Below are 23,713 nucleotides of genomic sequence, written 5' to 3' on the forward strand. Positions count from 1 at the left end.
AACTCAATTCCGCCCTAGCGAACAGGTGCTGACCGTAAAAATAGATAGAGCGGCAGGCCGCAGCTTACCCCGATGCAAAAGGTCGCGGGGATCGCGATCAGCGCTCCCCAGTTGCGGCGCGTGGCAACCTCGGCCACGATCCACACGGTCAAGGCGACCGCCGCAATTGTCAGATCCCAGACCAGACCGCTGGTGGCTGTATTTACGTGCCACGCATCAACCATCGCCATGATGTCCCAGCCGTTGACCTGAAACCACTGGATAAAATAATACATCGGATGGATAGCGCCCCAGATGGCCAGAGCGAGATAGATCAAACGCAGTACCGACATTATAGCCCCCGCTTCACGCCAAACTCGACCGAGCCCGACACCGTTACTCCCGGTGTGGTCGTGCTGGGCTGCTGGCGTGGCGATACAGTATCGTTGCGCGGTGCCTCTGGCGGGCCACAGGCAGCCACCGCCACCACAAGCATGGCTGCGAACAGAACCCTCACAACCCCAACCCGATCCGCAGTGGCCCTTTCTTCAGGCCAACATTCGCGCCCAGCCCCACACCGGAAGGCGAGAGCGATACATTCACACCGCCCGTGGGCTGAACAGGCTCGCCGTCTACTCCGCAAGCGGCAAGCGCTAGCACCGAAGCAATCATCAACTTTCTCATTCGGTCAACTCCTTCCAGCGGGCGACCTGCACGCGCACCTGCGCGGGCGCTGTCCCGCCATATGAGATGCGCGAGTTTACAGAATTTTCCACCCCAAGAACGGTGAAAACGTCCTGCGTTATCCCAGCATGCACCGATTGCATCTGCGCAAGTGTCAGATCAGGCAAGTCACATTCCTGTTTTTCGGCAATTCCTACAAGAGTTCCCGTAATGTGGTGGGCGTCACGAAACGGCAGGCCCAACACGCGCACCAACCAATCAGCAAGATCAGTCGCCGTGGAGAATCCGCTGCCTGCTGCCGCGGCAAGCTGGGGACGGTTGGCGTTCATATCGCGCACCATGCCTTCCATCGCCGCCAGCGCCAGCATGAGGTTATCGGCGGCGTCAAAAACCTGCTCTTTATCTTCTTGCATGTCTTTGGAATAGGCCAGCGGCAGCCCCTTCATGACCATCATCAACGCCACATTTGCTCCAAAAATGCGACCGACTTTGGCACGGATCAACTCTGCTGCGTCGGGGTTCTTCTTTTGCGGCATGATGCTGGAACCCGTCGAGAAACGATCCGACAGGGTCACAAAGCGGAACTGGGCGGAGGACCAGATCACCAGCTCTTCGGCAAAGCGGCTCAGGTGCATGGCACAGATGCTGGCTGTGCCCAGAAACTCCAGCGCGAAATCACGGTCGCTCACCGCATCCAGACTATTTGCCGCAGGGCGGTCAAAGCCCAGCGCCTTGGCCGTCATTTCGCGGTCAATGGGAAAGGATGTGCCAGCCAGTGCGGCAGCCCCTAGCGGGCTTTCGTTCATGCGCGCGCGCGCATCGCGCACACGGCTCAGATCGCGGCCAAACATCTCCACATAGGCCATCATGTGATGCCCCCATGTGACGGGCTGGGCAGTCTGCAAATGCGTAAATCCGGGCATCACCCAATCCGCACCCGCGTCAGCCTGTGCGAGAAGCGCCCGAATAAGAGCGAGGAGCGCGCCCTCGGTCGCATCAAGCTGGTCGCGCACCCAGAGTTTGAAATCTGTCGCCACCTGATCGTTGCGTGAACGGCCAGTGTGCAAACGGCCCGCTGGTTCTCCGATCACTTCCTTAAGGCGCGCTTCCACATTCATGTGGATGTCCTCAAGAGCTGTGGAATAGGTGAATGTACCGTCCTCAATTTCTGACAAGACCGTGAGCAGCCCTTCCCGAATGGCCTCCGCGTCGCTAGTCTGGATGATACCCTGTGCGGCCAGCATCGCTGCATGGGCACGAGAGCCTTCAATATCCTGGGCAGCCATCCGCTTGTCAAAGCTGATCGAGGCATTAATTGCCTCCATGATCGCATCAGGACCAGCGGCAAAACGGCCGCCCCACATCTTGTTGGAAGTCTTGTCTGTCATTTGCCTATTCTCCGGAGGAATCCATGAAGAAACTCTTGCTCGCCCTCGTCTATACGGCCCTCACGGCGGGTGCAAACCCTGCTCTTGCTGCGGATGCAGACATCATCGCGCCTTTGGTGGCGGGGGATATGAAAAAACTCGCAGTGCATAGCGTGCCAAAGGCAACCTCCTCGGCTCCTTTCGATCTGGCAGATGATGCAGGCCGCGCCACGCTGGCGGATTACGAAGGCAAATATGTGCTCGTAAATTTCTGGGCCACATGGTGCGCGCCCTGCCGCAAAGAGATGCCACATCTGTCGGAATTGCAGTCCGAGCTGGGCGGCGACGACTTTGAAGTCCTGACAATCGCAACGGGGCGTAACTCTCCCGCAGGGATTTCAAAGTTCTTCAAGGAAACGGGCATCAGTAACTTGCCGCGCCATCAGGACCCCAAGCAGGCATTGGCCAGCCAGATGGGCATATTCGGGTTGCCTATCACCGTATTGGTCGACCCGCAGGGCCGCGAGATCGCACGCCTGCGCGGAGATGCGGATTGGGCCAGCGACAGCGCCAAAAACATCATCAGAGCCCTGATTGCACAGAAAAACGATAGTTGAGTTGCCCGGAGTTTTAGAAAACTCCAATCAGAACCTTTAAAAATTCTGCACCCGCCACTGGCGGATGCACTCAGGCCGCGTGGTTGAGAATGGCAGCTTCTGAAGCTGACAAAGTCCGCCGCGCAAAACTGCCGTAGGTATGCGGATCATATTCCAACTCGGGGCATTCAGCCAACAGACGTTGCCGATCAGCATGATCCAGTGTGGCAAAGGCCGCTGATGCAGGATGGAAGCTTTCTGTTTCCAACCCGTTGGCCCAGAGCACCTGATGTTGCTCTAGCAACACATGGATATAAGTGACCTCGCGTACCTGCATATCAACTGTGATCGTTTTGCCATTAATCAGGTCTTTGGCCGTCACCAACACCTCGGACGTGTTGAACAGGCTTTGCGCAGCGGCTCCCCTGATCAACATCCGATGCTCGGGCGAGACAAGCAAATCATGGTCAGGCTGATCCAGCCCCAAAGCGCCACCTGCGATGCGCACAGGGCGCAATTTGGGCATTGCAAACAGGCGAGCACCGGACATCCGCCGTTTGCCGATCCAGCGCAGGGGTTGCAGGCCATTGTCCTTGGTCTGGACCACATCACCTTCGCGCAAATCCTCGATCAGCCGCGTGCCGTCTTCGGTTCGTATGCGCGTCCCTGGCGTAAAGCAGATCACGCCGCTTTGCTGCTGGTCAGGATCGGCTGTGCCGACCGTGCCCAACGTATGGTGCACGATCCATAAATCACAATTGCGCGGCGGCATTTCGTCAAGAAACATCAGCAATGGCTGGCTGCCGCCACCCACTTCAATCAGTGTGACACTATAGCTTTTTCCGCCGTCTGTGACGACAAAGCTGTTGTCCATAAGTGGCGAAGTATCGTCCGCACCTGCTTGTGCGCGCGGTCCTGCCTCGCGTTCCAGCGCCGCACCAACCAACCTGTGAACCATACGTGCCGCGCGTTTGCGCAAATTTTCTGCTCCGTCCGCCTCGTCCAGTCGCAACACATCTGATGGCCCGTCCACACGCACAGCGTCACCACGCCATGCCCATGCTGCCCCAACGCTCAACGCTTGCACCGGTGCAGCATCAAGACCATCAATTTCTGTTTGCGACCAGGAGATGACGAACGTGCCTCGAAAGCCCGTTCCCATTTACTGTCTCGCCTGCCTCATTATTTTTTTATTAACTTCTGGTTAACAAACTAGAGGGGCTCTGGAAAGAGGCGATGCAATATTGCCGTCACCTGTTGCGATTGCGCCAGTCAGAAACTCAGATTGATGCGGATAGACCCTACAATCTGGCCTTCAGTCTGGGCGTCAAATTCTTCCCCCAGATAGGTCAGACCATAAAACGCCGAGGCGTCCTTGCCCTGCCAATGGACACCTGCGCGCACACGCTCGCGGCTGTCGGTCAGAGTATAACCCCGATCCTCGGGCAGAAAGATGCTGTCGGCCACATGTGCCACATCTGCCCCGAGCAAAAATGAAAACCCTGCAATCGGATCGTTTGCTGGCACCACACGGTACCGCTGGCCTGTCACCCCTTCACGTACCGAAAGAGTACCGCGACCAATACGACCAAACGTCAGATCAACGCCGCCGCGCAGCATCGTCTCGGCACCTGCGCGCCCTTCCAGAAACGGGCGCGCATAAACGCCGGGTGCCAGTGTCAAATCACGGGCAAGTTCGCCAACAACGGTCGGGTGAAAGCCCCCCGAAATCTGATTGTCCAAAGTCGCGTCAGAGGGCAGCTCCACCCCGAGAACTTTGTGCAGACCGCGCTGGAAACTGCCCAAACCCGTGCCAGAGCCTGTCATGACAAGGTCCGCACCCAAAGCGGCCTCGAACCCTTGCCATGTAAAATGCGTATGCGCACCAACCGACAAAGCGCCGGCATAGGGCCGATCCCCTGTTGCGGCACGGTTAAGGTTGTCGGGTGCAAAAATTTCGGCAGACAGACGCAGCTCAATCACGTCACCAAAGGAGGTAGGTGCCTGGCCGTTCCATTCACTGCCCCAGACCCGCGACGATGTCCAAGAGCCCGAGCGCCATCTGTCTTGGCCGTCACCGATATAATCGTTTGTAATCAGACGGCCATAGCCTAGGTACGTGCGCCCTTCGGCGTGGGCTGATTGCCCGATGAAAACAAGGCAAAGGGCAAAAGCGAAAAGCGTTGCCGCCACTGATCGATACATCTGGTCATCCTATCGAAACCGCCCCCGCAGTGAAGGACGACATAAAACAGGATCGCGCTTCGTGCCAAGGGTGTAGGCGCTGTTTTAAATATCCCCGCGCAATTGCGTCATAGTTGCCACGCATCCGCACTGGATTATTCCCGCAGCTTTGTGATTAGTTGCACGCGACCAAAGGGGGAGGATCAAACCATGAATATTCTGTTCATCATGTATGACCAACTGCGTTTTGACTATCTAGGTTGTGCGGGTCATCCGCATCTGGACACCCCCCATTTTGACCGTGTCGCCGCGATGGGTGTGCGGTTTACCAATGTTTACGTGCAATCGCCAATCTGCGGGGCAAGCCGCATGTGCTATTACACAGGGCGCTATGCCTCCAGCCATGGCGCGCAATGGAACGGTTTTCCCCTGCGCGTGGGCGAACAGACCTTGGGCGATCATCTGCGCAAGGCTGGTATGGCTTGCTGGCTGCTGGGCAAGACACACATGAAAGCCGATGCGGAAGGTATGGCACGGCTGGGCCTTTCACCTGACAGCACAATCGGTGCGCGTCAGGCCGAATGTGGTTTTGACGCATGGGTGCGTGATGACGGGCTTTGGGGATACGGCCCTGACGGGTACTATGACGAAAAACGCTCGCCCTATAACGAATACCTGAAATCCAAAGGCTATGACGGCGAAAACCCTTGGGCCGATTATGCGAACGCAGGTGTGACCGACGAACAGATCGCCTCGGGCTGGATGTTTCGCAATGCCGACCAGCCCGCAAATATCGCGGAGCAAGACAGCGAGACACCGTGGCTCACCAGCCAGACAATCGACTTCATGGACCAGACCGAGGGGCCGTGGTGCGCGCATGTCAGCTTTATCAAGCCGCACTGGCCCTACATCGTGCCTGCCCCCTATCACGACATGTATGGCCCCGAACATGTGCCCCCCGCACGCCGCAACGAGGTCGAGCGTGAGGACGCGCATCCCGTTTTCGGTGCATATCAGGGCAACAAGATCGCACAAGCCTTCCAGCGGGAAGAGGTGCGCAACAAAGTCATCCCCGCCTATATGGGCCTGATCAAGCAATGCGACGACCAATTGGGCCGGCTGCTTGACCATTTGGAAGCGACAGACACCTTAAAGGACACGATGATCGTGCTGACCTCGGATCACGGCGATTATCTGGGCGATCACTGGCTGGGCGAGAAAGACCTTTTTCACGAGCAATCGGTGAAGGTGCCGCTGATTATCTTTGATCCGCGTAATGCCGCCGATGCAACACGCGGCACGACCTGCGATGCTTTGGTCGAAAGCATTGATCTGGCCGCAACATTCGTCGAGGCCGCTGGCGCGCAGGTGCCTGATCATATTATCGAAGGGCGTTCCCTGCTGCCGTGGCTGCACGGTGAAACACCGCAATGGCGTGAGTTCGTGATCTCAGAGTTCGACTATTCCCCAACGGGGCAACGCGTCAAACTGGGGCTTGAGCCGCGCGATGCACGTCTGTTTATGGTGTTTGACGGTCGCTACAAACTGATGCACGCCGAAGGCGGATTCCGCCCGATGCTGTTTGACCTTGAAACCGATCCGGATGAATTCTACGACCTTGCCAAAGGTGAAACCCATAATGCCGAGATTGACCGTTTGTACGGTATGCTTGCCCAGTGGGGGCGGCGCCTGTCGCAGCGGGTCACCATGTCAGAAGACCAGATCAAAGCGATGGGTGGTAAATCCATGCGCAAAGGCATCTTGCCCTTCCTGTATGATGGCAGCGAAGTCGCACCCGAACTGACAGAAAAATACCGTGGCCCGATGCGTCAGGATCACCGCAAAACCTGAAATCTCAGCCCGAACAGAAAGCAATCGATCATGCCCCACATCACGCTCGAATACTCGGCCAACATGGATGAGGCGCTGGATATGCACGCGCTATGTGTTGTTGTGAAAGATGCAGCCGCGGCAACAGGTGTCTTCCCCCCCGCTGGTATCCGCGTGCGGGCAATCCGCTGCACCCACAGTGTTATTGCCGACGGGGACCCAAAGCACGGATTTATCGACATATCGATGCGCCTGCGCGCTGGCCGCACGGCAGAGGCGAAATCAGCAGCTACTGATGCGATCTTTGGAGCCGCGCAAGCGTTTACCGCAGATCACATGGCCAGCGCGCCCTTTATGCTGTCATTAGAGATGCGCGATATCGATGCCGAGCTGAGCCGCAAGGAAAGTTCCATCCGAAAGTATCTGCCTGCAGATATGGCCTAGGGCGACCGCCCGCACCTGACGATGCGGGCGACCCGATTATAGGTGACGTCACAGGCCACCGCGCAAACGCGCTACGATCATCTGTGCAAGCTCGGCGTGCAGCGCGTCGCGTGTGCGCGTGCCGCCATCTTCGCACAGTGGGTCCAACTCCCTCTCGGCCTCAAGAATTGCTGCGCCGCGCGGCTTACATTGCGCGAGGAAGCTGAAATGGGTCGCCTCCTGCACTGTCTGGTAAGCCGCATCTGGTATCTTTGCCGCCGCATCCTTGGCGTAGACACCTGCTGGAACTGCGCCCTCATCACCCAGATTAATTAGCATCATGGGCGTTTCGATCTGGCGCAGGCTTTCATCCGTCAGCGTGCTCACGATACCCGGATCAACCACAACCGCAGCCGTGATACGCGGATCACGCAAATCCTGGGCCGCGGGGGACAGATCAAAGCGGTGCAAATCAATCCCGAAATGAGCAAGAAAGGCGCAATCGGACATGCCATGATCGCCATCGTCGCAAAACCGCTGCAGACGATCAGGATCAACCCGCGCACCTGACAGCGCCATGGCGGTATACCCCCCCGCCGAGAAACCCAGAACGCCAATGCGGCCTGTATCGATATAGGGATAGGCCGTTGGATTGCCCGTGATCTCGTCCAAGACAGCCGTAACATCCTGCGGACGCTCCCACACCCGCACGGCAGCTTCGGCTGATGCATTGCCCGTTGTCGTGCCGGGATGATTGGGCAGAACAACCACAAAGCCCGATTGGGCGAGGGCAGACGCAATCCAGCCGAACTGCCCTGCATTGCCCCCCGCGCCATGGGATAGAACCACCATCGGAAACCGCCCCTGCTGATGTGGCGCGCGGCGCCCTGCGGGGGTGCCGTAAAAAACGCCGTTGCCGCCGACCGTGACCCGCTTGCCCCCGTCTTGCGCTGGATACCAGATATGGAAGTCCACATTACGGTCCCGCACCGGCGCATAGGCCGTGCCATACTTTATGCCGGCTGTCCCTTCGTATGCAGGGCGGAATACCTCGTATCCTGCCCATGCCACCAGTCCCATTGCGGTGGCCAATACTGTTGCTTTTGCGAGTTTTCTGATCTTGGACATCCTGCATTCCTTTCATGCCTTGTGATGCCATAAGACTGGGCGTTGTTGCGGTGTGCCGCGTCCTTGGACCGGTTTCAGGACGTCCTGAAACGCGATTTAGGTCGTGAACACGTAAAAAACCGCCACTCCCCATGCTCAAATCAGCGGCGTGAACATCCGTAAATCCCGAAACCAACATTTGCCGAGGCTGCCATTCCTGCGCGGTTGCGTTAGGATCAATTCAGAACCTGCAGCCAGAAAGGCCACCCATGCAATATCCCCTAACCGACCGATGCAAGAACATGATCACAGGCGCACTGGTGGCCGACGCTGCAGCAATGGGCTTGCACTGGATCTACGATCAGGACCACATCCGTAAAATCGCGCCAAAAGAGCCCGAATTTCGCACGCCAATGGCAGCGGACTATGACGGTGTGATGGCGTTCTTTGCGCACCCGAAACGGGTTGCGGGCGCGCAGTCCCAATATGGCGAACAAGCAATGGTTATGTTGCGCGCGCTGGCAACAAACGGTGGTACATACGATGAAGCGATCTACGCCGAGCATTTTCGCAGCCACTTTGGCTATGGCGGCGCTTATGTCGGGTATATCGATCACGCCACACGCGACACGCTAGACAATTTTCGCAGATATGAGGATGCAGCCCATGCTGCCGCCACTGCCCTGCCCTTTGACGGCGATGCAAAGCAGCTCAAAGGGTTGGTCGCCAAGGCACTCCCCCTTCTGGTCCGCTATACAGGTACCGAGCTGAACAAGCGGTTCATGCAATCGCTGCGAGATGCAAACAGCGATGCAGCAACGCTCGCATTTGCACCGCGCCTGATAGAGGCTTTGGGCACCGTTCCAAGACCCGCAGGCGCCCACGACCTGCAACTGCCCGCTATCGCAAAACTACCTGCATTGGTGGCCATGCTCTGCGCCCAAGAGGCGGCACAGGGCGCGGTGTTTGACACCGCCACAGCATCGGCAGTCCGCGTCACGAGTGACCATGCAGTTGCGGCAAGCTACGGAGCAATCTCGGCGCGAATGATGGCGGCTGCTGTGACCCAAGGCAGTGCAAAGGCTGCTGTTCAGGCCGGGCTGGCGGATGCAACAGGCGATGCGCGCACCTTACTGGCGAAAGCGCTGGATATGCCTGAAACGGACAATGCCGCAGTGACCAAGCATTTTGGCATGGCTTGCGATTTGCCCTATGGCGTACCCTCTGCTGTACATAACATCGCCACGGCCACCTCCTTCTCCGATGCGATCAGGCGCAACATCTACGGCGGCGGCGATACCTGTGGCCGTGCCATTCTGGTGGGGGCTGTTATGGGGGCCGCACACGGGATCGGCGGTGATCACGGCATTCCCCACCAGTGGATTGACCAGCTGGCGGTAATGCCGGAAGCCACGCAGATCATGGACAGCTTGTTCAGCTAAACACAAAACGCCCTCACGCGCCGATACTGTATGCATTTCCCGCCTTGCGTGCAAATGCGCGCGTGGGTTGAGCATTTTGTGCCAATCGCCACAATTGTTCTCTAATTCGACACAATTCATCCCTAACTCCGCGCAATCCCGCCCAATATCGCCAGTATTAGAAACCCCGAGGAAATCCGCGAACACTCCCAGAAGTGTGCGGCAAGACAGGGGCAGACATGGCACAAATCAGTTTTTGGGGGTTCGACAACGGCACAGCCGACGATACCTCAGCCGCGAATGGCGCGCAGGACGGTGCGTTTCAGAACGGGGCATCCGCCACCTTTGGCGCGCTGGAGCTGGATGGCAGCACCCAATACGTCGAAGTGGCCCCTGACACAGCGTTCCAGTTGTCGAGCGGCACGCTGATTACCGAATTCACTGCCGCAACACAGCACACGGGCGCAGTCTTCTCCCGCGACAGCCTGAACAACGATGACGGCGGCCATTTCTATCTGCGTGTGACAGGGGACGGGCGTGTCGAGACCCGCGCACAAGCAGGTGACGGCACGAACACAGTGCTGAACACAGGCACCAATTTCTATGCTGCAGGCGATACCATACGCGCTGTCTACAGCTGGGACGAAGGCACTGGTGGCACATTCTCGGTCGAGAACCTCACACAGGCGACCAGCTTTTCCACCAGCGTCCCTGCGATTGTCACGTGGGACCAGAACACGTTCAACGAACCGATCACAATCGGCGCAAACCAGAACCAGTCGGGCGATAACATCGCAGACAATCTGCAACAGTATTTCAACGGCACCATCGACTATGTCTCGCTGCATGACACGACCGAGACTTTTGCAACATCGGGTCTGGGCGGGGACGGTGTCGTGTCGGGAACTGGTGGCGATGACCTGATCGATGCAGCCTATCTGGGCGATCCAGATGCAGAGCAAGTCGATAACGGTGACGGCATTTTTGCTACGACTGGCGATCAGGACATCATCAAATCAGGCTCGGGCAATGATACCGTTAGTTCAGGTGCAGACAGCGATACCGTAAACGCCGGCCTTGATGACGACAGCGTTGATGGCGGTGCGGGCAATGACATGCTGTTCGGGGATGTGATCTCCAGCGGGATGGAGGGGTTGAGTGTCACGTCCCTACAGCTCAACATCGCGGATGTACGCGCAGGCACCCAAACAGGTGCGCCTGATGCCGCCGTTGAGGGCGATAGCGTCATATACGACAACGTGGGTTTTCTGGATGACGGCACCGCTGTTTCGGCCCGCATTACGCTTCTCAGCCGTACCAATGAAAACCTGACCGTTGATCTGGTGGGGCTATCTGGTGCCGAGATTATCACCAACCGCACCAACGATCCTGCGATGGAAGGTGAAAAAGCCAGCTTTGGAATCGAGTTTCTAAACAGCGCAACCGATGCACCCATTGTGCTGACAGGCCGCGCCACATGGGGCGACATCGACGAAGCAGTAGGTGGCGCAGAAGCGATCACCATCAGTGACGAGCAGTTTCTGGGCTATGAAACCGCTGCCGTGAACCAATTGGCGCTGAGCCAGACAAACGGCGAATACACTGCCACAGGCGCATCGGGTGGCACGAACCTGGACCCCAGTGATCAGACCGCATGGTTCACAGGACTGTTTGAAGATCAGTCAGAGCTAGAGTTCACAATCACCACACGCGGGGCTAACTCGGGCTTTACGCTGAACGGCGATGTCATCGACAACGCCACAACGGTGCTGTTCGAGCAAGGCGATGACACGCTGAATGGCGACGCCGGTGATGACACGCTGGTCGGCAATGGTGGTGCAGACCAGCTGATCGGCGGCAGCGGCGACGACAGTATCTTTGGCGGCACCGAAAACGACACGATCTGGGGTGATCAGGCCGATCCGACAGGTGCGAACCTGACGGTAGGTGACGACACGCTCGACGGTGGCGCGGGTGATGACGTGCTATACGGCGAACGCGGCGACGATGTGCTGAATGGCGGCGATGGCGAAGACGCCCTTCAGGGTGGCGCGGGCAATGACGATTTGTCAGGCGAGGCGGGCAATGATCGTCTGATCGGCGGCAGCGGTGCCGACAGGATGCGCGGTGGCGCAGGCAATGACACGATCTTGGCAGATGATGATGCCACGGGCGGCGCTGCAGGTGCGAGCGACCCCAATTTTGGCGATGTGATCGAGGGCAACGAAGGCAGCGATGTCATCTATGCCAACGGGTCTGACACTGTGGACGGTGGCGAAGATCTAGACGGCAGCGATATCGACATTCTGAACCTCAGTAATGTCGCTTCGATCCAGTACCAGAACGGCGCTGGCGCAAATGTTGCAGGCCCGACAGAGAACGGCGTTGTCACATTTAACGATGGCTCAACCCTGCAATTCAGCAACATCGAGACAATCGCCCTGCCCGCCGCTGACGGCTACGTTGAGGGCACCACCGCCGACGATCTGATTGATGCAGGCTACCTTTCGGACCCCGAGCTGGACCAGATCGACAATGGCGACGCGGTATTTGCAGGCGAAGCGCCGGATGATGATATCGTTCTTGCGGGTGATGGCGATGATACCGTCATCGCGGCTGCGGGTGATGATGTCATCTTTGGAGACAGGCAACAGGCCCCAGCCAATCCCGATGGCAGCGGCGGCACGGGTACAACCGATCCGTGGCAGTTCGAGTATTACGATCTGGACCCGACGGGCAATCCGAGCAACCTCGCAAACGCTGGGTTCACGCTGAATGGCGGGCGCGACCATTCCGGCACGCCGACCAGCACCGGTGCTGCCAGCACAATCACCCCTGCGGATTATGACACAGCAGACGACTTTGCGCTCAAATTCACGACCGAACTGGTGGTGGATCAGGCTGGGCTATATACCTTTTCAACCTCCTCGGATGATGGATCAAAGCTGTTTATTGACGGCGTTGAAATTGTAGATAACGATGGGCTGCACGCATTGGAGACCCAGACCGGATTCATCGGGCTGACGCCCGGTGTGCATTTGGTCGAAATCATCTACTTTGAAAATGATGGTGGCAACCAGCTGACCAGCACCATCAGCGGCCCCGACACAGGCGGCACTGCCGTAGATCTGGCAACCTATCCCGCCATCATCAACCCTGCCCTGAACACTGGCTCCGGCGATGACGTGCTGGCGGGTGGCGCAGGCAACGATCAGATTTTCGGCGAAGGCGGCGATGACCGTATCGTGCTGGAAGACGGCTTTGGGCAGGATTTTATCCTCGGCGGCGAGAGCGGCGAGACAGACGGCGATAGTCTGGATGCCAGCGCGATGACACAACGCGTGCGACTGATCCTCGATTCCGACGAAGGCGGCGAGATCTATAACGAGTTTACCGATATCTCCGACTTCGAAGAGATTGAGCAGTTCTTTACAGGGTCTGGCGATGACACTGTTGTCGCAACAGCAGCAACCAATGGCACCGTGGCCGATACAGGCGCAGGCGCTGACGTCGTTCAGGCAGGTGATGGCGCAGATGTTTTTGATACTGGCAGCGGCAATGACACCGTTACCACAGGTGATGGCGGCGATGTGGTTGATGCAGGCACGGGCGCGGATTCTGTCGCCTCGGGCACCGGCGATGATTTGCACTTTGGCGGCGATGGCGACGATACCCTAGAGGGCGGCGCGGGTGCTGATACGCTGCTGGGCGGCGCAGATTCCGACAGCCTGACAGGCGGCGCTGGCGATGATGTGCTGACAGGCGGCACATATGAAAGCGTCAGCTTCAACCAAAGCGGCAACGACGGGCTGGCCAATGCAGGCCCGATCAGCGACTTTCCCGATGATGCGCTCAGCTTCGAGTTGCGCTTTAGCGGTGATCCGGGGACACAGAACAGCAGCCCCCTTGTCTCTTATGCGACGCCGGCAAACAACAATGCCTTCCTCGTCTTTATGGCGGGCGGCACCGTTCGCATCTATATCAACGACGCGACCATCGACACAGGCGTTTCTGCCAGCAGCCTGTTCGACGGGACCACCCATAGTTTCGGCGTTACATGGGACAGTGCCAGCGGCGCGCTGACCACTTATGTTGACGGGGTCGAGACCAGCACAGACACATTCCAGCAAGGTGCGACCATCGCATCAGGCGGAACACTTGTGTTCGGGCAAGAGCAAGACAGCCCCGGCGGCGGGTTTTCCACAGCGCAACTGTTCGAAGGACAGTTCGAAGAGGCCCGACTTTGGGGGGATGTGCGCACAGCAGACGAGATTGCAGAGTTTGAAGCAGGCCCCCTTGGTGTAGAGCTGGCCAATCCCGATTTGATTTCAGACTGGTTGCCCTCCGCGGATGGGACAGCATTGGATGATATTGCAGGCCCGAATGATGCGCCCCTGACAGGGGATGCCACTGCGATCGTCGCGGCAGGCGATACCGCCGATACACTGATTGGCGGCACAGGTAATGACACCATGCTGGGCATGGACGGCGACGATAGTTTTGTTCTGGCCGATGGTCACGGCACAGACACCATCACTGGCGGCGAAGCAGGAGAGACTGCGGGTGATCGCATCGACGCCACCACCATGACCCAGGCCTCAACGCTGACATTTAGCGCCGATGAAGCAGGCACCCTCACCCACTCGGGCGGCGCTGCGGGGTTTAGCGAGATCGAGAATTTCCAGCTCGGCTCAGGTGCAGATACCATTGACGCAACTGCCGATAGCCTTGGCACCAATGTCGATGGCGGTGCGGGGAACGATATTTTTGCCAGCGGTGCTGGGGCAGATACCCTCGCTGGTGGGGATGATGCGGATACGTTCACGTTTGATACGCCAGCCGATGCTTATGGCGACAGTATTGATGGCGGAGATGGCGGCACAGACAACGACACTCTGGACCTGAGCGGCACCCTGTCACCGGGTGGCACTTATACGCTGGTCACGACAGGGCCAGACAGCGACGGCAATGGTACGGACGGGCAGGTAAATTTCTTTGACGCAGGTGGTGTTCTGGAGGGGACGCTAACCTTTACCAACATCGAAGCGATCGTGCCCTGCTTTACCACAGGCACCCGCATCGCGACCCAACGTGGCGGGATCGCAGTAGAGAATTTGCAGGTCGGGGATATGGTCAAGACCCGTGACAATGGATTGCAGCCAATTCGCTGGATTGGCACCAAAACTCTAAATGCAGATGCGCTGCGTGCGCAACCTTCGCTCAGGCCTGTTCTGTTGCGCAAAGGTGCATTGGGCAACGGTGTTCCGCTGCGCGACATGACCGTCAGCCCGCAACACCGCTTTTTGCTAGACAATGTGCAAGTCCAATTGAATTTCGGCGTGGAAGGCGCGCTGGGGACGGCAAAGCATATGCAATGCCTCAACGGCATAGAAACCAATATGCAGTCTGAAGTGACTTACTATCATATTCTGTTTGACCACCATCAACTCGTCCTGTCCGACGGCGCATGGAGCGAAAGTTTCCAGCCGGGAGAGCGTACTTTGTCCGGTCTGGAGGATGGGCCGCGCGCAGAGTTATACGTCCTGTTCCCAGAGCTGTTTGATACAGAGCTGCCAGTGTCTTACCCCGCAGCACGCCCCACCCTAAGCAGCTACGAAGTGCCTATGGCCTTTTGCTGATCAAAGGGCATTCCGTCTTCTCCCTGCTGGGCAGTCAATGCGATCACGTTATCAGGCGCAGCGGGAAGCGTTACGCGAAAAATACAACCTCGTTCGGCCGCAGGCCTCAGCGTGACTTGCCCACCCCATGCCAAAACAGTCTTTTTCACAAAAGCCAGACCCAAACCCGTTCCTTCAACATTCGTCAGGCGGCAAAACGGGTCAAAAACACTGTTTCTATGCTGCGTTGCGATACCGGGGCCGTCATCCTCAACGTCGATTAACACCATATCATCGACGCGTTTCGCGCTCAGGGTGATCTGCCCCAGAGGCTTGTCGTGATGCTTGATCGCGTTTGAGACAAGGTTGCGCATGACCATGTCAAAGGCGTTCGGCTCCACCTGAACAGCGGGCATCCCGCGCACGACTGTTATCTTGATATTCCGATTGCCCCCCGACAGCTTTAGCACCGCTTCAAGACGTGTTTCGGGTAGAAAGCACAGTGTCTTGGCCTGTACATTATCTGCCTTGGCATACTCCAACAGATCCCGCACCAATGCGTTCATGCGGCCCGATAAATCGGAGAGCATTCCAAAATGCCGCTGCACCTCGGCAGGGAGTGCAATATCCGCGTCTGCCACATCCTCCAGAATAAACTCCATCAAGGCCGCCTGCTGCAAGAGCGGGGCCTTGAGGTCATGCGCAGCCATCGCAGAAAAGGCCAGCAGCTGGCTGTTTTTGCGCTCCAATTCGACGCTTTGATTAGCGATATGTTCCTGCTGACGTTGCAGCTGTGTCACATCCATCCAGATCGCCGCATAATGACCCGTGCCAAGCCTGAACATGCTCAAATCAAAGGTATCGCCCAAAGGTGTCGTAACAATGCCTTGCTCGGTAATACCTTTGCGCAGTTGCCGCGCGAGTTTCGCTGCTGCGGCTATATTCTCCTGCTTGGTGACCCCGGATCTTGCCAGATTTCTGTCATAAACATACAGGCTGATGCCCTCGATATTAACGCCTTCCCTCAAAAGAGGTACCATATCGGGAAACTGGTTCTCGAACCCGTTGTTCCAATGAACCGCCAGCATCTCACGGTCAAATATGACAACACCTGCACGAATTTGGTCCAGCGCATCAATCAAAAGCTGGTTTTCGTCATTTTCTGCGAGCAGCCGCGCGGAACGGCGCCGCAAGCGCACTGCATAAATACCCAAAGAAACTGTTGCCAGACCTATCCCACCGACGATCATCGCAACCCGCTCGAACCACGGGTGCTCCACGATACCGCGATCTTTCCCGAACCAACGGTTCCGCAAGGGGCCAAGGGTCTGGGGGTCTGCATATTGCACGATCACGCGCTCCAGCTCGGCGTGCACTTGCGGCAAGTCGCGGCGCACAAAAAGCCCGTATGGCAAGATCGTCAAGGAGGGTTCAAGCTGTTGCATTTTGTCTTTGACAAAGTTGCGCCGCAACAGTGCTTCAAACGGCTCAACCACAGCGACAACTGCATCGATCTGTCCGCTGAGCAGCGGCAGGATAAGCGCATCGGAGGTCTGGAACTCGCGCACCTCGACAAAGGGGATCATGGCCGCCGCCGTCTGCACCAAGGACCCTGTCACAACGCCCACAATACGGCCTGACAACGCATTGATCGTGGAGATGTCACTGTCACTGCGTACGTATACAGACAGATCATATTGCCCCAAGGCAGACGTGGCTAAACCCATCTCCTCACGCTCGGGTGTGAGTGCCAGCAAGGGGGTCAGGTCGATCTCGCCCCGTTCTAGCAATGCGAAGAACTCTTTGGGGTTACTGGCAGGGGTGAACACGACGTCATAGCCTGCCTGATCGGCCAGTTGTCGCGTCAGATCAATATTATAGCCCTCGGCGCGGCCGTCTGTTGCTGTATAGCTATAGGGGTAGAAATCACCATAAACGCTCCGCAGGATCGGTCGATCAGGCATGTCCTGCGCTGATAGTATGCAGCCCGACAGGGAGGCTGCAAACAACACGCAAGTTGCAAGAATGAGGCGCAAAAACGAATACATAGACTAGCCTCGGCAATGAAATATCACCCTGCCTGCCTAGACCCGTTGAATGAATCTGCCGTTAACGCCCCATCTCGCGACCTATGCAGCGGCCTTCACAGGCTGGATCATCGTGCGCCCTACCTCGGCTGCCAGTAGCCGCGCGGTTGCCGCACTAAGGGTCCAGCCCAGATGGCCGTGGCCTGTGTTGAAATACACGCCAGCGCTACGCGCAGCACCGACCCTTGGCATCATGTTAGGCATCATCGGGCGCAAACCCGCCCACGGTACAACACTGTCTGTGTCCACTTGCGGGAAATACCGCTCGCACCACGCGACAAGCGGGCGAATACGGTCGGCACGGATATCGCGGTTCTCGCCGTTGAACTCGGCGGTTCCCGCAATGCGGAACCGACCGTCACCCAAACGCGAGGTCACAATCTTTGCGGCGTCATCCAACAAGGACACGGTAGGTGCCGCGCGCTGCGATGTCTCGTCGTGCAGATTAACGGTGATCGAATAGCCTTTGACAGGATAGACGTTCAGACGCTCGCCCAATTGTGCCGCAAACCCGCGCGATGCAACGCCAGCGCAGATCACAACTGCATCAAAATGCGTGCCATCCACGTCGATGCCCTTGTCTTTGCGGGTCAACCGCTGCACCCCGTGGCCCATCTGGAATTTCACACCTTGGGTGACAAGCCAGCCAGCCAGGCCTTTGGTGAACTTGTGAATATCGCCCGTCATATCGCTTTGTGTCCAGAAGCCCCCCACAAGATCGCCGTGCAACTGCGGGCAATGCTCTTTAACCTCATCTGGCGTCAGCTCTTGACGCGATAGTCCGCCTTGAGCGAGCAGCTTGGTAACCTCTCGCGCATGCTCAAGGTCTTTGGTTTTGGTGTAGAAATGCAGGATACCTGCAGGCAACAAATCGAAATCCAACTGCGCGATCTGAGCCATCTCGCGAAGGCCGTCCCGTGCGGCGATAGCCATGCGCGTGGTCTGAATTGTATTGTTGCGGTATTGTGGAATGGCACCGACAAACTCCGCCATCCAGCTGGCCTTGTGCCAACTGGGGCGCATGTTCACCAGCAGCGGCGCATCCCGCCGCATCATCCACTTCAACCCTTTAAGAATTGTGCTGGTCTGGTTCCATACTTCGGCATTGGACGCGCTGAGCTGTCCGCCATTGGCAAACGATGTCTCCATCGCGGCATACCGGTTCCTGTCATAGACAGTCACGTCCATCCCGAGACGGTTGAGTTCAAAAGCTGTAGTAACACCGGTGATACCGGCACCGATAACGGCAATAGTAGGCATGGGGATATCCTCTCCCTGATCATGCCCCCTCCGTCATTTGCCTGAGAGATTCACCTTTGAGCGATCAAAGGTTTGCTCCTTCGGCGGGCGACCTAACGCCACTCTTCGGAGTTTTAAGGATCGTCGGTCCCTTGTGCCTGAGAGTTTACCGGGGCGGTTGCTCCTTCGGCGACAGATACGCTGTGCTCTCCCGAGCGATCCTGTGTGTTTACGCGGGAATGATTCCCGCAGGCTCCTGTGTGTTTCCTATAAGAAACCAATGGCTCAGACACGGGCGTTTAGTCAAGTGTTTTCCCTCGGTTGCCTCTACATAACAAATGATCCCCCACGCCAGCGACTGCAAACCGCTTGCGCGGCCTCGGGTTTTCCCTAACCTGCCCCGTCATGGAGGACGCAACATGACCCACTGGCCCGCGCAGATCACGGATGGCATTCGAGAGGAAACCCATTTCGACGGCCGCCGTATCAAGTGTTTTGCCGACCGTCCCGCTGATCTGAATGCGATGTTCGATGCTGCTCTTGCCCATGCACCGCAGGGTGAGGCCTTGGTCAGTGGTCAGACCCGCCTGACCTATGCCCAGCTGGATACCCGTATCGCCCAACTGGCAGGCGGGATGGCCGCGCAAGGTGTGTCAAAGCGTGACCGTGTGGCCCTGCTGCTGAGCAACTGCACCGAGTTTCTGACTGTGCTGCTGGCCTGTCTGCGCATAGGTGCAATCGCTGTGCCGATCAATATCCGCGAAGGCACGCCAGAGCTGGCTTTTATTCTCAACCACTGTGGCGCGCGCCTGCTGATCCATGGCGCAGATGTGGCCGAGCGTTTGCCGGACAGCGCCAGCACCCCTGCGCTCACCACTATTATTCATGTCGACACACCCGCCTTTACGGCGATGTCTACCGCTACCCATGCCAGTCCGGTCCCCGTCGCAGAGGAGGACGCCGCGGTGATCCTTTATACCTCTGGCACAACAGGTCGCCCCAAGGGCGCCATACTTACCCATTTTAACATTGTGCATTCCGCCATGCATTTCGAGATGTGTATGGGCCTTGGCTCTGGCGAGCGATCGTTGCTTTGTGTGCCTGCCAGTCACGTAACCGGCCTTGTCGCGACGATCTTTACGATGCTGCAAACCGCTGGCTGCACCGTGATGATGGAGACGTTCAAGGCGGATGATTTTCTGGCCCTCACCGCTGCCGAGAAGGTCACGCAGACGTTGATGGTGCCCGCGATGTACAACTTGTTCTTGCTGCGCTGCAATGTGGCTGACTACGACCTGCGCCACTGGCGGATCGGAGGCTACGGTGGCTCACCCATGCCACAATCCACGATTGAGGAGTTGGGAGAAAAACTGCCCGACCTGACGCTGATGAACGCCTATGGCGCCACGGAATTGACCTCGCCTGCTACCATTCTGCCGCGCGGATATGGAACCACACGATCGGACAGCATTGGCATTGCCGTGCCTTGTGGTGAGATCAGGGTCGTGGATGCGCAAGGCATAGATGTGCCCGATGACACCCATGGCGAGCTTTGGATCAAAGGCCCGATGGTCGTGCCAGGCTATTGGGATAACCCCGACAAGACAGCTTCGGAGTTCACAGAAGGCTACTGGAAAAGCGGTGATGTCGGATCGCGCGACGCCGAGGGCTTTATCCGTCTGCATGACCGTAGCAAGGATATGATCATCCGCGGTGGCTATAACATCTACTCCGCCGAGGTCGAGAACGCGCTGACCGCCCACCCCAGTGTAATTGAGTGTGCTGCCATCGGACGGCCCGACCCTGTGCTGGGCGAAAAGCTGCATGTGTTTGTGCAAACAAGCGACCCTGCCTTTGACGAAAGTGCGGTAAAGGGTTTTGTGCGCGCGCATCTGGCCGATTACAAAACGCCAGATTTCGTCACGCTGCGCGATGATCCGCTGCCGCGTAACGCCAATGGAAAGATCATCAAGACCGCCCTGCGCGAAGCAGCAGCGCAAACCTTAGCCCGTTGAAAGAGAGCACCAGATGACAAAGACAGTCAGCTTCAACCAGATGAAAGACGGGACCGCAGAGGATTACGCGCTGCTGGAGGAATTGGAGAAATCGTATTTGTCCCAGACCGCGGACAGAATTCTGCACGCGCTGGCCCTGCAAGGTCAGGCGACACTGGACGGCTACAAGATCACCCGCCTGCAACACGGCTTGCAATCGGCCACACGTGCCGAGAATGACGGGGCTGATATTGACTGGATTGTAGGCGCATTGCTGCATGATGTAGGCGACGGGCTGGCCCCGCAGAACCACGACCGTTTCTCGGCCGAGATCATCAGACCTTTTGTGCGCTGGGAAGTAACTTGGACCGTCGAGCATCACGGCATTTTCCAGATGCTCTATTACGGCCACCACTACGGATGGGACCGAAACGCCCGTGACCAATTTCGTGATCACCCCTGCTTTGACACCTGTGCCACGTTTTGTGAGCGATGGGATCAGGCCTCGTTCGACCCTGAGTATCCTACACAGCCCCTGTCCCATTTTGCGCCAATGGTGCGTGAGGTGTTTGCGCGAAAAGCCTATGACCCAGCTGTAATGCGGGAGGGTGATGTCTTGGGTCTTTAGCGCGGGACAGATTGTGCACGGTCCAGCCAGTCACTGGGGCTGGTCCCTGCAATGCGCAAAAACTCACGATTAAAGTTCGATTTGGTGTTGAACCCTGCACCCAACATCGCTGACGTGACACTTTCGCCGCTCTGCAAAGCGCGCTGCGCCTGCGCGATCCGCGCGGCATTTATGTAGCGCGAGACATTGGCACCTGTGGTCCGATTGATTGCCCCCGACAGTTGTTTCGCCGGCACCAGCAGCCGCCGCGAGAGTTGCGACAGGGTCAAATCGGGATTTAGATAGGGCTGCGCGTCCGCCATATAAGCCTCGAGCTGCGCCATGATCTCTGCATCCTGTGGATCGGCGCTGCGGACTGTGCTGGTCTGTGCCTGCGGTTCCTGATCGGCATCTGCTGCGCCCTGCCCCAATGCACCCGAAAGGGTCAGCGCCCCGATCAGGATCAGTGTGGTGCTGGACGATATGCTGATAATCCATGGCTGCAGATGACCCATACCCATGATTTGTGCTGCGACGATCAGCCCGTCGCTCAGTGCCGACGCGATCAGGCACCAACCGATGATCTGCCAGATGCGGGCAGGCATGTTGCCCGCTTCCAATCGCATGCGGGGCAAGGCATCGGCGCTGGAACGGCTGCTCCAGATAATTGCGACACCATAAGCGATGAACGATGCAGGGATGACCCCTTCCAACATCTGCGGTTGCACGGCCAAAAGCACTGCAACCACGCAAGGAACAGCCAGATGGATCATATCCATAGGGGCGAGCCTGCGCACCGCAGTCGCCTGAAACGCAACCCATGCCATAGGCGCGATCATAGTGGCCGTCACAGGCTGCACCAACCGCGCCAACGGCACCTGATAGTGTTGCGCCAGCGAGATCACCAGCCCTTGCACGGCACATAGCGCCAGAAGCATGGCAAGCGGGCCATGCCTGCGGTCCACCACCCAAAGGCGTATCAGCAAGAAACCCAACACGAGGGCGCTTATCATCGGAATGGGCAGACTGGGCATAGCAGCATGTCTCGCGTCAGGATCACAGCAGACAACAGCCTAGCCCCATTTGGTTTGGCCTAGAACCGCTTATCGCAAAGCAGCGCGAATTATCGCGCCGCTTCATCCTTCAGCGCCGGCCAGCCCAAACCACCAATTCGCTGGTTGGCCACCCGCACCGCGATCCAGAGCGACAGCAAAAGGCCTGTTCCCACACCAAAGGCGATGCCCAACCGAACGCCCGTCAGACCGCCATCAATCACATAGGCAAACAGCCAGATAAAGAACGCGATCCCGATCCATTGACGGTAGATCCCGATCCACATGGTCCATGCCGCTTTTTTCAGTGCTTGCAGCAGGGAGTTAATTGAAAACAGAATGACATAGAGCGGCAGGATCACAGCCTCGACCTTGAGGAACAGCGCCGCGATGCGGATGACTTCCGGATCGTCCGAGAAAACACGCGTCGCAGCAGCGCCGCCGAACCACAAAAACGGAAATGCGATGGTGGTCATGACAACGCCAATCATCCAGCACCGGTGAAAAGCCGCGCGCACCCGCGCATTGTTTTCCGCGCCATAATTCTGCGCTACAATCGGCACCAGCGAGATTGTGATGCCAAGCGCGGGCAGCAAAAACAGCTGCTCGACCCGCATTGTAATGCCATAAGCCGCCAGTGCTGCCTCACCATAGTCTTTCAGCGCGTATTGCACGATGAACCCGCTAGAAAAGGTCACCAGCAGGGCAAAACCCGCAGGAAAGGCCTGCGCAATGATTTCATAGTATTTGGACAGGACTGGCACGAATTCGGCCAGCTTGAGGTCTTTCATCATCGCGCGTCCGAACACCCGCGTGAGGATGAACAGAGCCACGCCCGTCTGGCTGATGATAGTGGCCAAGGCGATACCGTTAAATCCCATTCCACCAATAACACCCGGAATTCCGAACATCAGCAGCGGGTTCAGGCCGATATTCAAAAAGAACGCCACGACCAATGCGCGCTGCATGGTCACCGTATCGCCGCGCGCTTGCAAAATGCCGTTCGCCGCCGGCCCGATGACAAAACCGGGCAGCGCGAAGATGAGCCAATTGAAATACCCCAGCCCCGCATCGCGGTAGGCCCCCGGCTCGGACACAATGGCGATCAGCGAGGGGCCTGCAAATGCGGCAATCGCGATCATTATCAGCGTTGCAACACCCGCCAGACCAATGCCCTGGGCCGCCAGATGCCGCGCCTCTGCGTCGTCCTTGCGGCCCTTGGCATTGCCCACCAGCGCACTCATCGCGGAACTGAGGCCGAAACCGATGGCAACAAGGATAAAGAACGCCTGAAACCCCACAGCCAGGCCTGCCTGCGCCTGCGTTCCGAAAAAGCCTGCGTAAAACGTATCGACGACATTATACAGGGTACTGAACAACATGCCGATGGCGGCAGGAATCGCAAGGCGGCGGAAATGACCACTCAACGGGCCTGTGGTGAGGTCGTGTTCAATCATGACAGAGCTTTCAGGGGCAAGGAAAAAGGGCGCCCTCTAGAAGGCGCCCTTTTGATCGATATCAGAAG

At 57.7% G+C, this 23,713-nt stretch carries 18 protein-coding genes and 1 riboswitch; of the genes, 7 read left to right on the plus strand and 11 right to left on the minus strand.

Going from position 1 to position 23,713, the window contains the following annotated elements:
* Positions 1-14: 14 nt before the first annotated feature.
* From Q0903_RS12020 to argH, 4 genes are read right to left on the minus strand one after another with little or no spacing between them, the layout of a single operon-like run.
* Complete coding sequence (locus Q0903_RS12020; RefSeq protein ID WP_299415556.1) at positions 15-332, minus strand: DUF2834 domain-containing protein; 318 nt, start codon at positions 330-332, stop codon at positions 15-17.
* The gene (locus Q0903_RS12025; RefSeq protein WP_299415558.1) at positions 332-496 is read right to left on the minus strand and encodes a hypothetical protein; all 165 of its coding nucleotides are present in this window, start codon (positions 494-496) and stop codon (positions 332-334) included. Before Q0903_RS12025 ends, Q0903_RS12020 begins: the two co-directional genes overlap by 1 nt.
* On the minus strand, positions 493-663 hold the full coding sequence (locus Q0903_RS12030) for a hypothetical protein (protein WP_299415561.1): 171 nt from the start codon (positions 661-663) through the stop codon (positions 493-495). The genes Q0903_RS12025 and Q0903_RS12030 overlap by 4 nt, the downstream gene beginning before the upstream one ends.
* Positions 660-2,051 (minus strand): argininosuccinate lyase, encoded by a 1,392-nt coding sequence (gene argH, locus Q0903_RS12035; protein ID WP_299415563.1) that lies wholly within the window; start codon positions 2,049-2,051, stop codon positions 660-662. The genes Q0903_RS12030 and argH overlap by 4 nt, the downstream gene beginning before the upstream one ends.
* Before the next feature lie 23 nt (positions 2,052-2,074).
* Between argH and Q0903_RS12040 the strand changes: the two genes are divergently transcribed.
* A complete protein-coding gene (locus Q0903_RS12040) occupies positions 2,075-2,647 on the plus strand; it encodes a TlpA disulfide reductase family protein (protein WP_299415566.1) in 573 nt (190 codons plus the stop codon).
* A gap of 70 nt (positions 2,648-2,717) precedes the next feature.
* Here Q0903_RS12040 and Q0903_RS12045 read toward each other — a convergent pair whose 3' ends face one another.
* Positions 2,718-3,788: a Hint domain-containing protein gene (locus tag Q0903_RS12045; protein WP_299028288.1), complete on the minus strand. Its 1,071-nt coding sequence runs from the start codon at positions 3,786-3,788 to the stop codon at positions 2,718-2,720.
* A 110-nt stretch (positions 3,789-3,898) separates the two neighbouring features.
* Positions 3,899-4,831 (minus strand): lipid A-modifier LpxR family protein, encoded by a 933-nt coding sequence (locus tag Q0903_RS12050; RefSeq protein WP_299415569.1) that lies wholly within the window; start codon positions 4,829-4,831, stop codon positions 3,899-3,901.
* Positions 4,832-5,020: 189 nt separating this feature from the next.
* Here Q0903_RS12050 and Q0903_RS12055 point away from each other — a divergent pair, with 189 nt between their 5' ends.
* Complete coding sequence (locus Q0903_RS12055; protein ID WP_299415571.1) at positions 5,021-6,661, plus strand: sulfatase-like hydrolase/transferase; 1,641 nt, start codon at positions 5,021-5,023, stop codon at positions 6,659-6,661.
* Between the two features lie 30 nt (positions 6,662-6,691).
* On the plus strand, positions 6,692-7,084 hold the full coding sequence (locus tag Q0903_RS12060; protein ID WP_299415574.1) for a 5-carboxymethyl-2-hydroxymuconate isomerase: 393 nt from the start codon (positions 6,692-6,694) through the stop codon (positions 7,082-7,084).
* A 48-nt stretch (positions 7,085-7,132) separates the two neighbouring features.
* Here Q0903_RS12060 and Q0903_RS12065 read toward each other — a convergent pair whose 3' ends face one another.
* Positions 7,133-8,191, minus strand: a complete 1,059-nt coding sequence (locus Q0903_RS12065) for a prolyl oligopeptidase family serine peptidase (protein ID WP_299415576.1) — start codon at positions 8,189-8,191, stop codon at positions 7,133-7,135.
* Between the two features lie 248 nt (positions 8,192-8,439).
* Between Q0903_RS12065 and Q0903_RS12070 the strand changes: the two genes are divergently transcribed.
* Both Q0903_RS12070 and Q0903_RS12075 read left to right on the plus strand, forming a co-directional pair.
* Positions 8,440-9,612 carry an ADP-ribosylglycohydrolase family protein gene (locus Q0903_RS12070; RefSeq protein WP_299415579.1) on the plus strand — a complete coding sequence of 391 codons (1,173 nt, stop codon included), beginning with the start codon at positions 8,440-8,442 and terminating at the stop codon, positions 9,610-9,612.
* A gap of 218 nt (positions 9,613-9,830) precedes the next feature.
* The gene (locus Q0903_RS12075; RefSeq protein WP_299415582.1) at positions 9,831-15,230 is read left to right on the plus strand and encodes a Hint domain-containing protein; all 5,400 of its coding nucleotides are present in this window, start codon (positions 9,831-9,833) and stop codon (positions 15,228-15,230) included.
* Here Q0903_RS12075 and Q0903_RS12080 read toward each other — a convergent pair.
* Both Q0903_RS12080 and Q0903_RS12085 read right to left on the minus strand, forming a co-directional pair.
* Complete coding sequence (locus Q0903_RS12080; RefSeq protein ID WP_299415584.1) at positions 15,203-17,173, minus strand: transporter substrate-binding domain-containing protein; 1,971 nt, start codon at positions 17,171-17,173, stop codon at positions 15,203-15,205. The genes Q0903_RS12075 and Q0903_RS12080 overlap by 28 nt on opposite strands.
* A gap of 165 nt (positions 17,174-17,338) precedes the next feature.
* On the minus strand, positions 17,339-18,556 hold the full coding sequence (locus Q0903_RS12085) for a D-amino acid dehydrogenase (protein ID WP_299028268.1): 1,218 nt from the start codon (positions 18,554-18,556) through the stop codon (positions 17,339-17,341).
* A 20-nt stretch (positions 18,557-18,576) separates the two neighbouring features.
* Positions 18,577-18,675: riboswitch (glycine riboswitch) on the minus strand.
* 279 nt (positions 18,676-18,954) lie between these two features.
* Between Q0903_RS12085 and Q0903_RS12090 the strand changes: the two genes are divergently transcribed.
* Together Q0903_RS12090 and Q0903_RS12095 are read left to right on the plus strand one after the other, a co-directional pair.
* Positions 18,955-20,550, plus strand: a complete 1,596-nt coding sequence (locus Q0903_RS12090; protein WP_299415587.1) for a class I adenylate-forming enzyme family protein — start codon at positions 18,955-18,957, stop codon at positions 20,548-20,550.
* 13 nt (positions 20,551-20,563) lie between these two features.
* Positions 20,564-21,157, plus strand: a complete 594-nt coding sequence (locus tag Q0903_RS12095; protein ID WP_299415589.1) for an HD domain-containing protein — start codon at positions 20,564-20,566, stop codon at positions 21,155-21,157.
* On the opposite strand, the gene Q0903_RS12100 is transcribed toward Q0903_RS12095, so the two are convergent.
* Entirely contained in the window at positions 21,154-22,170 is a 1,017-nt protein-coding gene (locus Q0903_RS12100; protein ID WP_299415592.1) for an AraC family transcriptional regulator, read from the minus strand. The two genes, Q0903_RS12095 and Q0903_RS12100, sit on opposite strands and share 4 nt — an antisense overlap.
* An 89-nt stretch (positions 22,171-22,259) precedes the next feature.
* Positions 22,260-23,645 carry an MATE family efflux transporter gene (locus Q0903_RS12105; RefSeq protein WP_299028256.1) on the minus strand — a complete coding sequence of 462 codons (1,386 nt, stop codon included), beginning with the start codon at positions 23,643-23,645 and terminating at the stop codon, positions 22,260-22,262.
* Positions 23,646-23,713 lie beyond the last annotated feature (68 nt).

Origin of the sequence: uncultured Sulfitobacter sp. (genome assembly GCF_947502895.1) — a bacterium.
Lineage (GTDB): Bacteria > Pseudomonadota > Alphaproteobacteria > Rhodobacterales > Rhodobacteraceae > Sulfitobacter.

Bases quoted from the DNA above. Each gene is read 5' to 3' on its own strand.
- Q0903_RS12030 (WP_299415561.1), bottom strand. From the start codon at position 663: ATGAGAAAGTTGATGATTGCTTCGGTGCTAGCGCTTGCCGCTTGCGGA.
- Q0903_RS12050 (WP_299415569.1), bottom strand. From the start codon at position 4,831: ATGTATCGATCAGTGGCGGCAACGCTTTTCGCTTTTGCCCTTTGCCTT.
- Q0903_RS12040 (WP_299415566.1), top strand. From the start codon at position 2,075: ATGAAGAAACTCTTGCTCGCCCTCGTCTATACGGCCCTCACGGCGGGT.
- Q0903_RS12085 (WP_299028268.1), bottom strand. From the start codon at position 18,556: ATGCCTACTATTGCCGTTATCGGTGCCGGTATCACCGGTGTTACTACA.
- Q0903_RS12020 (WP_299415556.1), bottom strand. From the start codon at position 332: ATGTCGGTACTGCGTTTGATCTATCTCGCTCTGGCCATCTGGGGCGCT.
- argH (WP_299415563.1), bottom strand. From the start codon at position 2,051: ATGACAGACAAGACTTCCAACAAGATGTGGGGCGGCCGTTTTGCCGCT.
- Q0903_RS12100 (WP_299415592.1), bottom strand. From the start codon at position 22,170: ATGCCCAGTCTGCCCATTCCGATGATAAGCGCCCTCGTGTTGGGTTTC.
- Q0903_RS12045 (WP_299028288.1), bottom strand. From the start codon at position 3,788: ATGGGAACGGGCTTTCGAGGCACGTTCGTCATCTCCTGGTCGCAAACA.
- Q0903_RS12065 (WP_299415576.1), bottom strand. From the start codon at position 8,191: ATGTCCAAGATCAGAAAACTCGCAAAAGCAACAGTATTGGCCACCGCA.
- Q0903_RS12075 (WP_299415582.1), top strand. From the start codon at position 9,831: ATGGCACAAATCAGTTTTTGGGGGTTCGACAACGGCACAGCCGACGAT.
- Q0903_RS12105 (WP_299028256.1), bottom strand. From the start codon at position 23,645: ATGATTGAACACGACCTCACCACAGGCCCGTTGAGTGGTCATTTCCGC.
- Q0903_RS12080 (WP_299415584.1), bottom strand. From the start codon at position 17,173: ATGCCTGATCGACCGATCCTGCGGAGCGTTTATGGTGATTTCTACCCC.
- Q0903_RS12070 (WP_299415579.1), top strand. From the start codon at position 8,440: ATGCAATATCCCCTAACCGACCGATGCAAGAACATGATCACAGGCGCA.
- Q0903_RS12060 (WP_299415574.1), top strand. From the start codon at position 6,692: ATGCCCCACATCACGCTCGAATACTCGGCCAACATGGATGAGGCGCTG.
- Q0903_RS12095 (WP_299415589.1), top strand. From the start codon at position 20,564: ATGACAAAGACAGTCAGCTTCAACCAGATGAAAGACGGGACCGCAGAG.
- Q0903_RS12090 (WP_299415587.1), top strand. From the start codon at position 18,955: ATGACCCACTGGCCCGCGCAGATCACGGATGGCATTCGAGAGGAAACC.
- Q0903_RS12055 (WP_299415571.1), top strand. From the start codon at position 5,021: ATGAATATTCTGTTCATCATGTATGACCAACTGCGTTTTGACTATCTA.